Source organism: Actinoplanes sp. CA-131856 (genome assembly GCF_050956135.1).
GTDB lineage: Bacteria > Actinomycetota > Actinomycetes > Mycobacteriales > Micromonosporaceae > Actinoplanes.
Genome location: NZ_CP191849.1, coordinates 5,119,566 through 5,130,898 on the forward strand (window position 1 = coordinate 5,119,566; position 11,333 = coordinate 5,130,898).

The following is an 11,333-nucleotide window of genomic DNA, read 5'->3' on the forward strand; positions in this document are numbered from 1 at the left end:
CACCAGTGGCTAAGTTCTGGCTTATATAAGGAACGGCTGATAACGTACGTCCCGTGCACGCGTTCGATGTTCTCGGTGACCCGGTCCGCCGGCGCATCCTGGAGCTGCTCGCCGAGGGGGAGCAGTCGTCCGGGGCGATCACCACGGTGGTCCAGGCCGAGTTCGGCATCTCCCAGCCCGCCGTCTCCCAGCACCTGAAGGTGTTGCGGGACAACGGCTTCGCGACCGTCCGCCCCGAGGGGGCGCGCCGGCTGTACGCGGTGGACGACACCGCGCTGCGCGAGGCCGACGCCTGGCTGTCGCGGTTTCGGCGGTTCTGGGCTCCTCATCTGGCCGCCATGGCCACCGAGGTGGCGCGCGGCAAACGACAGCGCCGGCTCTCCGGCGAGCAGACTCAGGGAAGGACCGAAGGTGGACGTCAGGGAACAGATCAGCCAGGTGCGCCGCACGCTCGGAAGCCGCGTCCTGGAGGCCGGTGAGGCCCGGGTCATGACGATCAGCCAGGTGTACGACACCGACATCGACGACCTGTGGGAGGTCGTCACGAGCGCCGAGCGGATCCCGCGCTGGTTCCTGCCGATCGCGGGCGAGCTCAAGGAGGGCGGCCGCTACGAGCTGACCGGCAACGCCAGCGGCACCATCTCCCGCTGCGACCGCCCGAACGGCTACGACGCGACGTGGGAGTTCGGCGGCCAGGTGAGCTGGATCGAGGTGCGCCTGACACCCGAGGGGAGCGGCGCCCGCTTCACGCTGGAGCACGTGGCGCATGTGGAGGACCAGTTCTGGGACGTGTACGGCCCGGGCGCCACCGGCGTCGGCTGGGATCTGGGGCTGTTCGGCCTGGCCGGCTACATCGAGGACCCGGCCGGCGCGCCCGACCCGTCGACGATGCAGGACTGGCACACCACCACCGACGGCCAGACGTTCATGCGGCTGAGCACGGACGCGTGGGCGGCGGCGTCGGTGGCACAGGGCGACGACCCGGAGGCGGCGAAGGCCCGGGCCGACCGGACGTACGCCTTCTACACCGGCACCGAGGCGTAGTCCGCGACCGGCCCCGCCGTGAGGAGGCCGCTGGCCGCGCCGGCGATCTCCCCGGCGGCCGGGGCGAGAGCGGCACGGGCCCGTTCGAGAGCGGGACGATCGCCCAGGAGGGTGGCGGCGCGCGCGATCAGGCACCACAGGGCTTCGGCCAGCAGCCCGGCCGGAGGGTCAGGGGCAATTCCGAGAGCTTCGGCCGTACGCCCCTGGGCGATCAGGACGAGCGGACGGGCCCACGGTTCGTACGGCCCGTAGTCACCCTCCGGCGCCGGTTGCCGGTGCCAGACCCGCAGGCAGAGAAGGGCGAGGGGCAGAAGCCCGTCCTCGAGCCCCGGCATGCCGGCGCCGTCGAGCAGTTCCGCCGCCCGCCGGTAGGCCGCCTCCGCCACGGGGAGGGGCGCGCCACCGGCGGCCAGGCGCAGAGCGCGGTACCAGGTCGTGAAGACAGCTACCAGAGGCAGCTCATGCTTCGCGGAGAGCCGATCGGCGCTCTCGGCGTGGACATCGGCGCCGGCGAAGTCGCCCAGCGCCGACCGGGCCTGGAGCCGGATCAGATGCCCGAGCACTTCGGCCGTGACAAGCCCGTGCGCCGAGGCCAGCCCGATCAGCTCGGCCCCGATGGCGTCCCGTTCGGGCGCGAGCCCGGTGCGGTGGAAGCTCTGCATGAAAACACCGTTGAGCGCGAAGGCGAGAAGCCCAGGATCGTCCAGCCCGCGCGCGAGCCGTTCGGCCTCGAGGGCGCAAGCATGGGGGCGCTCGTCAAAGACGCCACGCGACTCGACGGCGATGGTGGCCAGCAGCCGGGCCCTGGCCGCGAGGTTGTCCGGCGGCAGGGCGGCGAGGGTCCGCTCGGCCGCGGCGACGATGCCGGCGGCCTGAACCGGGTCGTCGGACCGGGTCCAGATGGCCGGCACGTCGTACGAGCCGATGACCCTGGCGGTCAGCCCCGGATCGCCGAGCTCCTCGGCCGCCGCGATGGCCGCGACCCGGTGCCGCCGGGCGGCGACCAGGCCACCGCCACCGGTGACGGCGAGCCCTCTGAGGAGGCCGACGGTGGAGTCGAGGCGCGCACGGGCCCCCGCCGAGACAAGCCGGTCGTAGTCGGCGGTGACTTCGGCCCACACGTCCCCGGCGGCGTGTGCGGCGGCCGGCCGAGGGTGGGTCTGCTGCCGTTCGGACTGCCGCAGGATGTCAATCTCGAGACGGCGCAGGCCCGGCCCGGGGTCGATGCCGAGCCGGCCGGCCAGCTGCTCGCGGGCCCGGCGGAGGACGGCGAGGGCGTCACCTTGGCGATCGGCCCGGTAGAGGGCCAGGGCGAGCAGGCGCCAGGCTTCCTCACGCCAGGGGTGTTCGGTGACGTGCGCGTCGAGGTCGGCAACGGCCGCGGCCGCCCGCCCGGCGGCGAGACGGGCCTCGGCGAGGCGTTCCACCGCCCGCAGGCGCAACTCGGCGAGCCGGGCCCGGTCGGCGCGGGCCCAGGGCGCCTCGGGAAAGTCGGCGTAGGCGGGCCCACGCCACCAGCCCAGCGCGGTGGTCAGCACTTCCTCGTTCAGCGGCTCGTCAGCCGAGACGACGTGCTCGAAGCGCCACGCGTCCACGCTGCCGGGCGCGGCCCGCAGCGCGTACCCGGGCCCTTCGGTGACCAGCAGAGAGGCCGGCGCCCGGCGGGCCCGATCCGGTTCCAGGGCCCTCCGCAGTGCCGCGACAAATGTTCGTACGGCCGAAACCGCCCCTGCCGGCGCCGCCACCGGCCACAGATCATCAACGAGGTGCCCGACCGGCACGACCCGCCCTCGCGCCACCACGAGCCGAGCCAGCACGGCCCGGTGCATCGGCCCTTTGAGAGCGATCGGCGTCCGTTCCTCTCCAGGCAGTGCCGACCAGGCCGCCACCGGCCCCAGGACACCAAGCTCGACCCGCACGCCCACCTCACCGAAGAACCGCCCAAAACCGGATAAACTGGGCGTCATGCGCCTACTTGCCGCTGCCCTCGCCGTGAGCACCGCCCTGTCAGTCTGCCTTTCAGCGCCAACGTCCGCGGCGCAAGCCGCCCCTACCACTTCCGAAGCCCCGGCGATTTTCGGTGTCCCCGAACACCTGGCAATCCCCGGCGCCCCTGTTGCTCGTGACACTCCGGCGGCGTTCGGCGTTCCGGGGCCGGTCGACCTGGTCGGGCTCGAGTTCCAGGTGATCAATGCGGCCAGCAAGCTGTGCTTGACCACGGCGCTGGTGCAGAAGCCGTGCGGGCGGGCCGAGGCGTTCCGCTGGCGGCTGCGCCCGACGACCGACACCGGCGGCGCCCTCCAGATCCTCAACGTCGCCACCGGCAAATGCCTCTCGATCGCCGGTGCCGGCACGAGGGACGACGCGCGCGCCGACCTCTACACCTGCGACGGCCACGACTCCCGCCTGTGGCGCCTGCGCGACTCGACCGGTGAGACCGCCCGGGTCCAGAACGTCCACAGCGGCAAGTGCCTGACCCTGGCCCGCGACACCGCCGTCCAGAGATCGTGCACGGCATCCCAGCGCTGGACGGTGAAGGTCCTCAGCCTGCCGCTGCCCCTCTTCGGCGCCGGCGCCTAGCACAAGATCGCCGCCCGCCCGCGCTTGTCCACAGTCTCGCGGTTGTCCACAGCCCGCCAGCACGATCTTCGGCTTCTCGGCGAGAATGACGTGCATCGCGATCGACGGCGACCACGATCTAGCCGTAGCCCTGCTCGCGCCGTGCCTGCTCGCGCCGTGCCTGCTCGCGCCGTGCCTGCTCGCGCCGTGCCTGCTCGCGCCGCGCCGCGCCCGCCCCGCGCCGCGCTGGCTCGCCGGGCGCTTTGTGGGCACGGGCTCACGAGGGTCGGCTGAGGGCGGCGGGCTCCGCTGGCGGCGCACGGCCGGCTGGATGGGCGCGGCGTCGGCTGGGTGGGCGCGGCGTGGGTGGATGGGCTACTTCGGCAGGGTGGTTCGGATTTCGCGGTACGCCGCCCACGGCACCGTCGGGCGGGGCAGGCCTCGCCGTTTCAGGTAGCGGTCCGTCGTCGCGCGCAAGGTCCGGATGAGCTGGATCTGGTCCGCGACCTTGCCCTTGTGCCGTGCGCCGGGCTCGATCAACCGGGTCGGCGTCAGCAGCCAGCTGCCGTCGGCGGCCTGTGTCAGCGTGCCGGCGACGCTCGCGCTGTGCAGCTTGTCCAGTTTGTCGTCGTGGCGGTGGACCAGCAGGCTGGCCGGGCCGGCCGTCACCGGCACGTCGTCCGGCACACTCACCGCGTAGCCCGACGGCGTGCTTGCCACGTTTGTTCTGACCAGCAACGGCGCGCCCGAGCTGTCCCGCGCTGCCAGCACCGCCGTCGAGTAGGCCGCCAGCACCTCGCCGCCTGCCAATGAGGACGGCGTTGGTGCCGACGGCGACGGCAGGGGGCGGGTCTGCACCGACGACGGGGTGATGCGGATCATGAGGCGGAAGAAGTAGAAGTCGGCCAGGCGGTTGATCGGCCAGTCGAGATACTTCAGGCTGCTCGGCTGGAGCGTGAAGATCCTCCTCCAGAAGTCGCCCAGGTCGCCGGACGGCTCGGTGTGGATCTCGTCGGGGCAGGTCGCCGTTCCGGTCACCAGCACCTGCTCCGGGTGGTCCAGCCCGCTGGCGTACGGCTCCGAGAACAGCAGTGCGACCCGCCCGTCGCGGCGCACGTTCACCGCCTTCTGCGGATAGCTCACCGATGTCGTCAACAGGAACGTGCCGTCGGGGCGGGTGATGCCCGATGTGGGCCAGGCCAGTGGTGTCCCGTCCTTCGAGAGGGTGACGAACTCGCACGTCTTGTAGGCGTTCAGGACGTCGCTGACAGGGGTGAGCAGTTGCGGCATGGCGGTGATCTTAAGTGGCGGGTGTAGATGTCTGCGCCCGCAATCTGCTTGGATCCGAGGCATGAGCCAGACCCGCAGTCGCGCCGCCTTCACCGCGTGCATCGCTGCCGGTGTGGTTCTTCTGACGCTGGGGGTCGTCACGTCGCGGCCCGAGCCGGAGCAGGCCGCCATCGCCGCCGGGGCCGTTCCCCCGAAGCCGCCGGCGCCCTATGACCGGGCCGTCGGTTCGCTGCGGGAGCAGTCCGCGGCTCTTCTTCGCGGCGACGAACGGGCCTGGCTGGCCGCTGTCGCTCCTCCGCTGCATCCGCGCTACCGGGCCATGTTCCGGTCGTTGCGGGCGCTCGAGGTGACCCGGTTCGACTACGAGCCGGGCGTGGGCCGTCCCGCCGCCGGCAAGCGTGACGCCGTGGAGTTCCGGGTCGAGATCTCCTACTGCCTCGGCACCGACATGTGCCCGGGCCGTCCCGGGCCGCATTGGCAGCAGCCCCCTCGCGTCGAGCAGAGACTCACCCTCGAACCCCTCGGTTCCCGGTACGTCATCAGCGCCGTCACCAGCGCGCCCGAGCCACACCCTCGTCATCCGGCGCCGTGGGAGACCGGTGATCTGGCCGTGTTGCGCGGTTCCCGGGTCACCCTGCTGGCCGCGCCGGCCGAGCGTAAGCACCTGGCGCGGCTGCTTCCGGTGGCCGAGGCCGCCGCTCGGGCCGACGACCGGTTCGCCGCGCTCATGGGCACCCCGCAGTCGCGCTACCGCATCTACCTGGCCGGCGATCCACAGTGGCGGAGCTGGTACGGCGGCGAGGAGAACGACTGGGCCGTCGGCCTCGCCGTGCCGCTGAACATGTACGCCACCGACGTCGTGCTGCGGATGAGCAAGCTCGAAGGCGATCCCCGCTTCCTGCGGGTGGCCCTCCAGCACGAGCTGGGCCACGTCGTCACTTTGGCCGGCGCCTACCGGGCCGACGCCGCCGCCGACACTTGGCTGTCCGAGGGCATCGCCGAATACATCGGCTGGTCACCTCGGACCGCCGCCCGAAGCCTGCGCCGGGACAGCGTGCGGTGGCAGCTGCGCACCGCCGCGCCGCGGTCGATGATCCCGGTGAAGCCGGGGGCGGACGCGCCGGACCGGGCCGGGGACGCCTTCTACGGGCTGAGCCACTTCGCCGTCGACTGCATGGCCTGGCGGTTCGGCGAGCAGAAGCTTTTCACCTTCGTACGTCTCGTGCTGACCCAGGACAACGAGTACGACCAGGCCTCACGTGACGCCTACGGCGTGCCGTTCGCCGAGGTCGACAAGGCCTGTGTCAGCTGGATCCGGTCCCAGGTGCTGTGAACCCGGGTGCTATGAACACTGCATGCTGGTTGACTTCGCCGCCGACGTCGCGGCCACGCCCCTTGATGTGGAGGCGGCCGCGGTCGCGGCGGAGCGGGACGGATACGACGGGTTCGCCGCCGCCGAGACGCGGCACGACGTCTTCCCGGCCCTGACCCTGGCCGCGCGGGCGACCGAGCGGATCACCCTGCAGTCGGCGATCGCGGTGGCCTTCGCCCGCAACCCGATGAGCGTGGCCGTGCTCGCCAACGACCTCCAGCTCATCTCGGCCGGGCGTTTCCAGCTGGGGCTGGGCTCGCAGGTGCAGGCGCACATCGAGCGCCGCTTCGCGATGCCGTGGGGCCGGCCGGCCGCGCGCATGGAGGAGTTCGTGCGGGCGGTCCGCGCGATCTGGCACGCCTGGGCCACCGGCGACCGTCTGGCCTTCCGGGGCGAGTTCTACCGGCACACGCTGATGACCGACTTCTTCAGCCCGGGCGGGAATCCGTACGGCAATCCCCCGATTTTGATCGCCGCCGTGGGGGAGAGGATGACCGGGGTGGCCGGCCGGGTCGGCGACGGGCTGCTCGCGCATCCGCTGACCAGCGCCGCCTATCTGCGCGAGCGCACCCGCCCGGCGCTGCGGGAGGCGCGCGGCGGTGATCTGGACGGTTTCGCGATCGGGTTGTCGGCCATGGTGGTGCTGGGCGCCGACGAGGCGGCCCGGTCGCGCGCGGAGCAGGCGGTGAAGGGGCAGATCGCCTTCTACGCCTCGACGCCGGCCTATCGTCCGGTGCTGGAGCTGCACGGCTGGGGCGAGCTGGCCGACAAGCTCAACGGCCTGTCCCGGCGGCAGGCCTGGGCCGAGATGACCGCCCTGATCACCGACGACGTGCTGGACACCTTCGCGGTCGGCGGTGACGTCGGGAAGAACCTGCGGGAGCGGTTCGGCGGGCTGGTCGACCGGATCTCGCTCTACACGCCCTACGAGGTCGATCCGGCGCTGGTCCGCGCCGCCTGGAGCTGATTGTCGACAGTGCCGAGCGAGCCGGCCGACAGCGCCGGCGCGCCGCCGTAGAACGACCAGCGCAGGAAGCGGGCGCCGGCGGCGCTGACCAGCGGGAACTCGGCCGTGCTGGTCTGGTGCCCGCCGTCGGTGAACGACAGCATGGCCCGTGACCAGGGCACGGCCTCGAAGACGGTGTGCCCGGCCGACCAGCTGACCGTGTCGTCCGCGCGGCCGTGCACGAACAGCAGCGCGGCCGGGGAGCCGCTGAACGGGGTGGCCAGGAAGTCGGTGCCGGCCAGCACGATCCCGGCCCTGAGGCGCTCGTCGCGATAGGCGCTGAACATGCCGGCGGTGGTGATCCCGCCCGCCGAGTGCCCGGCCGCGGCCATCCGCGAGGCGTCGATCCGGCCGCGCAGCGGGCCGGTCACCGTGTTCTGCCGGGCGATCTCGGTCAGCACGTGGGACGCGTCCAGGGGCTGGTTGGCCACGTCGTACGCGTTGAACGTGGCCGTGCCGAGCGAGGTGTGCGGATAGAGCGGCGCCGCCACCACGACGCCGGTGAGCGCCCAGCTGACCAGCAGCGCCGCGTAGTCGTCGGGCTGCGAGAGCATGCCGTGGCTGAAGACCAGCACCGGGTAGGGGCCGGGACCGACCGGATACCACACCCGGGTCGGCAGCGACCGCCCGTCGCGGGTGAACGTGTAGTCGGCCCGCCCGACCGAGTTCACCCCGGCCGGCGGCGTGCCGCCCGGCGGCTCGTACGCCGTGACCGGCTGCGGCGACAGCGTGGACGTCTTGACCGAGGAGAGGATCTGCGCGGCCGATCTCGTGCCGCGACCGGCCGCGCCGGCCGCCGTGGCCGTCATAGCGACGGCGCCGGGCACGAGAGTGGCGCCGAGTAGTAATGATCTTCGCGAGATGAGCACTCGGGTCACGGTGCCGCGCGTTCCTGTGTACCCGCTATGCCACCCCTGTGGGGCCGCTACCTGTGAAGATTCCTCTTTTCTCACGAATCACAGCTGATTCACAAGCCGTGCCCAGCCCGGCGGGTGATCGTTTCCGTAGGCGACGCTTTCTTCCAGACTGGGGTGATTTGTCCGATGCTCAGCGACCGTCCGATCTTCGTGGTGGGCTGCCCGCGATCCGGTACGACGATGCTCCAGCTCATGCTGCACGCGCACCCGCGGATCGCGCTGCCGCCGGAGAGCCGCTTCCTGCTCCCGGCCTATCAGCGCCGCCACGAGTTCGGCGACCTGCGCGAGGCGGACCGGCGGCGTGACCTGGGCGCCTGGATCGTCACCACCGACAACTTCGGCGACCTCGGCCTCGAGGAGGCCCGGGTGATCGACGCGATCGCCGGCGCCCCGCCCACGCTGGGCTCGGCGCTGGGCACGGTCTTCCGGCTCTACGCCGAGCGGTTCGGCAAGCCGCGCTGGGGCGACAAGCGCCCGGCCTATCTGCGTCACCTGCCGCAGCTGCTCCGGCTGTTCCCGGACGCGCAGATCATCGACATCGTGCGCGACGGGCGCGACTGCGTGGCCTCGCTCAAGGAGGCGCCCTGGGCCGCGGACTCGCTCGACCTGCTGATCGACACCTGGGCCCGCTCGGCCGACGCCTCGCTGCGCGCCGGCCGCACCTATCGGCCCGACGTCTATCTGCGGGTGCGCTACGAGGACCTGGTGGCCGAGCCGGCCGAGCACCTGCGCCGGATCTGCGACTTCCTGGGCGAGGAGTACGACCCGGCCATGGCCCGGCCCGACCGGCTGGCGGCGGTGGCCGTGCCGTCGTACAAGACCTGGCACACCCGCACCCACGAAAGCGTGACCACCCAGCGGGTCCGCAGCTGGCGGCAGCGGCTCACCGCCGAGGAGATCGTGCGGTGCGAGGCCGTCCTCGGCTCGCGGCTGGAGCGGTTCGGGTACGAGCCGTCGACCCGCCCCGTACCCACGCCCGGCGTGGTCGCGACCCGGGCCCTGCTCACCGCCCGCGCCCGGCTGAGCCCGCTGCGGCAGCTCGCCGGCGACGCCCGGGGCGCGGTGCGGGCCGGGCGCCGTGAGCCGGTCGTGGCCGCTCGGCTGACCAGCGGTCAGCTGGGCAGCCGACCCCTTTCGAGGTAACAGCGGCCCGGCTTGGCGATCAAGCCGGGCCGTACCGGATCTCCTTGATCCGTGCTGTTCACCAGGGCGGTCACCACCGCCTTCATCCTGTCCGTGCTGTCCGCGCTGCTCGCCGCCGAGGAGGGCGCCGGCGTGACCGTCGCCCCCGCTCCTCAGCTCTCGATCGCGATCGAGTCGACCCGGTCCGGGTAGAAGGCGACGTGGTCCTTGATCTCGGCCACCGCCGGGCGCGGGTCGCGGTAGACCCAGATGGCGTCCACCGACTTCTCGCCCCCGGCCGGGATGGAGTAGTAGCTGGCGTCACCCTTGTACGGGCAGTAGCTCTCGGTCGAGCTGCTCTCGAGCAGCGACTGGTCGACGTCGCTGATCGGGATGTACGGCACGGCGGGGTACGTCGACTCCTGAAGCGTCAGGGCGTTGCGGGTGTCGGCGACGACCTTGCCGGCGACCGTGACCACGATGTGCGCCGGGTTCGGCGTGATCGTGATCGGGTGGTCCGGTCCGGGTTCCAGGACGGGCTTGCCGCTCATGCGAGCTCCTTCGCTCATGATCGATTCCTGACGCACATTGTTTCTCGGCGCGCAGCCGATCGTCCAAAATCCGGCCGGTCATCCATGGCTTCCTCGCCCGAACGCCCCAAAGGCGGCCGTTGCCACATATGCGGCTTACGGCCGTGATGACCTTAGGGCGAATCAACCGGCTCGAGGAAGGTAGAGAGATGAAAGCGGCAACGCGGATCCTGACACTCGTCGGACTGAGCCTGGTCACGGGCGTGACGATCGGTGCGGGTCCGGCACAGGCGGCCACGGCCGCCTCGTCCTCGCAGGGCACGACGCAGACCCAGGTGCGCCCGTGGGACGACGATGACGACGACGTGGCCGGCTACTACGACAGCCGCCGCGACTGTGAGCGCGCCGGCTGGCGTGGCGAGCGTCGTGACTGGTGGGAGGACTTCGACTGTGACCGTGTGTGGCGTGGCCCGCACCGTGGCGACTGGAAGCTGACGGTCGACCGGGACGACGACCACGACGACTGGCGGGACCACCGCCGCGGTCGCGACTGAACGCGCGTAGAACAGGCCACATCCGCTTCGGATGTGGCCTGTTCCGTGTCTACGGTTGATCACATGCCGAACCCCGCCGAAACCGCCGCCACCGCGCTGGGCGTGAAGTCCACGCTGCTGCGCCACGGTCCCGTCTCCAGCGTCGCCGAGGCCGCCCGGGCCCAGGGCGTGGAGATCCAGGACCTGGTCAAGACCTTGGTCGTACGGCGGGGCGACGACGACTATGTGCTCGTGCTGGTGCCGGGCGACCGGTCGATCTCCTGGCCCAAGCTGCGGGCCCTGCTCGGCGTGAACCGCCTCTCGATGCCCAACGCCGAGGTCGCGCTGGCCGCCACCGGATATGAGCGCGGCACGATCACCCCGTTCGGCGCGGCCGGCTCGTGGCCGGTGATCGCCGACGAGCGCACCCGCGGCCGCACGATCAACCTGGGCGCCGGGGAGCGCGGGGTGGGCCTGCGGGTCGGTGCCGACGAGGCGGTGGCCGCCCTGGGTGGCCGGTTCGCCGATGTGACGGACGATGCAGCCTAGTGCATGTGTGGCTCGGGTAGGTTGCTCCACGTGACGAGCGAAGACCCGATCCAGCCCCACATCCCCCCGTCCGGCACCGGCTGCGTCGAGTGCCTCGACGCCGACGGTTGGTGGTTCCACCTGCGCCGCTGCGCCCAGTGCGGGCACATCGGCTGCTGCGACAGCTCACCCTCGCAGCACGCGACCGCCCATTGGCGCGAGACCGGCCACCCGATCATCCAGTCGTTCGAGCCCGGCGAGGACTGGTTCTGGGACTTCAGCACCGAGGAGGCCGGCAACGGCCCGCGGCTGGCCCCGGCCGACAGTCACCCGCTCGACCAGCCCGCCCCCGGGCCGGCCGGCGCCGTGCCCGCCGACTGGAAGAAGCACCTGCACCGCTGACGGTTGTGTTGCGGGAGCGTTGACACAGCG

At 72.0% G+C, this 11,333-nt stretch carries 14 protein-coding genes; 10 read left to right on the forward strand and 4 right to left on the reverse strand.

All coding sequences use genetic code 11. From position 1 onward, the window contains the following. The first annotated feature begins 53 nt into the window (after positions 1-53). Positions 54-479: an ArsR/SmtB family transcription factor gene (locus tag ACQP2X_RS23665; protein ID WP_498700319.1), complete on the forward strand. Its 426-nt coding sequence runs from the start codon at positions 54-56 to the stop codon at positions 477-479. After that, complete coding sequence (locus ACQP2X_RS23670) at positions 412-1,044, forward strand: SRPBCC family protein (protein WP_498700321.1); 633 nt, start codon at positions 412-414, stop codon at positions 1,042-1,044. The genes ACQP2X_RS23665 and ACQP2X_RS23670 overlap by 68 nt, the downstream gene beginning before the upstream one ends. Here ACQP2X_RS23670 and ACQP2X_RS23675 read toward each other — a convergent pair. Beyond that, a complete protein-coding gene (locus ACQP2X_RS23675; RefSeq protein ID WP_498700322.1) occupies positions 1,023-3,011 on the reverse strand; it encodes an AfsR/SARP family transcriptional regulator in 1,989 nt (662 codons plus the stop codon). The two genes, ACQP2X_RS23670 and ACQP2X_RS23675, sit on opposite strands and share 22 nt — an antisense overlap. A 244-nt stretch (positions 3,012-3,255) precedes the next feature. On the opposite strand from ACQP2X_RS23675, the gene ACQP2X_RS23680 reads away from it, so the two are divergent. After that, entirely contained in the window at positions 3,256-3,624 is a 369-nt protein-coding gene (locus ACQP2X_RS23680; protein ID WP_498700324.1) for an RICIN domain-containing protein, read from the forward strand. Positions 3,625-3,978: 354 nt separating this feature from the next. On the opposite strand, the gene ACQP2X_RS23685 is transcribed toward ACQP2X_RS23680, so the two are convergent. Beyond that, on the reverse strand, positions 3,979-4,893 hold the full coding sequence (locus ACQP2X_RS23685) for a pyridoxamine 5'-phosphate oxidase family protein (protein ID WP_498700325.1): 915 nt from the start codon (positions 4,891-4,893) through the stop codon (positions 3,979-3,981). A gap of 61 nt (positions 4,894-4,954) precedes the next feature. Here ACQP2X_RS23685 and ACQP2X_RS23690 point away from each other — a divergent pair, with 61 nt between their 5' ends. Both ACQP2X_RS23690 and ACQP2X_RS23695 read left to right on the forward strand, forming a co-directional pair. Next, the gene (locus ACQP2X_RS23690; RefSeq protein ID WP_498700326.1) at positions 4,955-6,226 is read left to right on the forward strand and encodes a hypothetical protein; all 1,272 of its coding nucleotides are present in this window, start codon (positions 4,955-4,957) and stop codon (positions 6,224-6,226) included. Positions 6,227-6,248: 22 nt separating this feature from the next. Further along, positions 6,249-7,232: a TIGR03617 family F420-dependent LLM class oxidoreductase gene (locus tag ACQP2X_RS23695; RefSeq protein WP_498700328.1), complete on the forward strand. Its 984-nt coding sequence runs from the start codon at positions 6,249-6,251 to the stop codon at positions 7,230-7,232. Here ACQP2X_RS23695 and ACQP2X_RS23700 read toward each other — a convergent pair. Beyond that, complete coding sequence (locus ACQP2X_RS23700) at positions 7,190-8,140, reverse strand: alpha/beta hydrolase family protein (protein ID WP_498700330.1); 951 nt, start codon at positions 8,138-8,140, stop codon at positions 7,190-7,192. The genes ACQP2X_RS23695 and ACQP2X_RS23700 overlap by 43 nt on opposite strands. A gap of 174 nt (positions 8,141-8,314) precedes the next feature. On the opposite strand from ACQP2X_RS23700, the gene ACQP2X_RS23705 reads away from it, so the two are divergent. Then, positions 8,315-9,331 (forward strand): sulfotransferase family protein, encoded by a 1,017-nt coding sequence (locus tag ACQP2X_RS23705; RefSeq protein WP_498700331.1) that lies wholly within the window; start codon positions 8,315-8,317, stop codon positions 9,329-9,331. A gap of 51 nt (positions 9,332-9,382) precedes the next feature. Then, positions 9,383-9,523 (forward strand): hypothetical protein, encoded by a 141-nt coding sequence (locus tag ACQP2X_RS23710; protein WP_498700332.1) that lies wholly within the window; start codon positions 9,383-9,385, stop codon positions 9,521-9,523. On the opposite strand, the gene ACQP2X_RS23715 is transcribed toward ACQP2X_RS23710, so the two are convergent. Further along, the gene (locus tag ACQP2X_RS23715) at positions 9,484-9,861 is read right to left on the reverse strand and encodes a DUF427 domain-containing protein (protein ID WP_498700334.1); all 378 of its coding nucleotides are present in this window, start codon (positions 9,859-9,861) and stop codon (positions 9,484-9,486) included. The two genes, ACQP2X_RS23710 and ACQP2X_RS23715, sit on opposite strands and share 40 nt — an antisense overlap. Before the next feature lie 188 nt (positions 9,862-10,049). Between ACQP2X_RS23715 and ACQP2X_RS23720 the strand changes: the two genes are divergently transcribed. The 3 genes from ACQP2X_RS23720 (at position 10,050) to ACQP2X_RS23730 (ending at position 11,303) form a co-directional block, all read left to right on the forward strand. Beyond that, positions 10,050-10,394, forward strand: a complete 345-nt coding sequence (locus ACQP2X_RS23720; protein WP_498700337.1) for a hypothetical protein — start codon at positions 10,050-10,052, stop codon at positions 10,392-10,394. Positions 10,395-10,457: 63 nt separating this feature from the next. Beyond that, entirely contained in the window at positions 10,458-10,922 is a 465-nt protein-coding gene (locus tag ACQP2X_RS23725) for an aminoacyl-tRNA deacylase (protein ID WP_498700339.1), read from the forward strand. A gap of 30 nt (positions 10,923-10,952) precedes the next feature. Beyond that, positions 10,953-11,303, forward strand: coding sequence for a UBP-type zinc finger domain-containing protein (locus ACQP2X_RS23730; protein WP_498700340.1), 351 nt, complete (start codon positions 10,953-10,955; stop codon positions 11,301-11,303). Positions 11,304-11,333 lie beyond the last annotated feature (30 nt).

Bases quoted from the DNA above. Each gene is read 5' to 3' on its own strand.
- ACQP2X_RS23675 (WP_498700322.1), bottom strand. From the start codon at position 3,011: ATGACGCCCAGTTTATCCGGTTTTGGGCGGTTCTTCGGTGAGGTGGGC.
- ACQP2X_RS23685 (WP_498700325.1), bottom strand. From the start codon at position 4,893: ATGCCGCAACTGCTCACCCCTGTCAGCGACGTCCTGAACGCCTACAAG.
- ACQP2X_RS23690 (WP_498700326.1), top strand. From the start codon at position 4,955: ATGAGCCAGACCCGCAGTCGCGCCGCCTTCACCGCGTGCATCGCTGCC.
- ACQP2X_RS23695 (WP_498700328.1), top strand. From the start codon at position 6,249: ATGCTGGTTGACTTCGCCGCCGACGTCGCGGCCACGCCCCTTGATGTG.
- ACQP2X_RS23705 (WP_498700331.1), top strand. From the start codon at position 8,315: ATGCTCAGCGACCGTCCGATCTTCGTGGTGGGCTGCCCGCGATCCGGT.
- ACQP2X_RS23715 (WP_498700334.1), bottom strand. From the start codon at position 9,861: ATGAGCGGCAAGCCCGTCCTGGAACCCGGACCGGACCACCCGATCACG.
- ACQP2X_RS23720 (WP_498700337.1), top strand. From the start codon at position 10,050: ATGAAAGCGGCAACGCGGATCCTGACACTCGTCGGACTGAGCCTGGTC.
- ACQP2X_RS23725 (WP_498700339.1), top strand. From the start codon at position 10,458: ATGCCGAACCCCGCCGAAACCGCCGCCACCGCGCTGGGCGTGAAGTCC.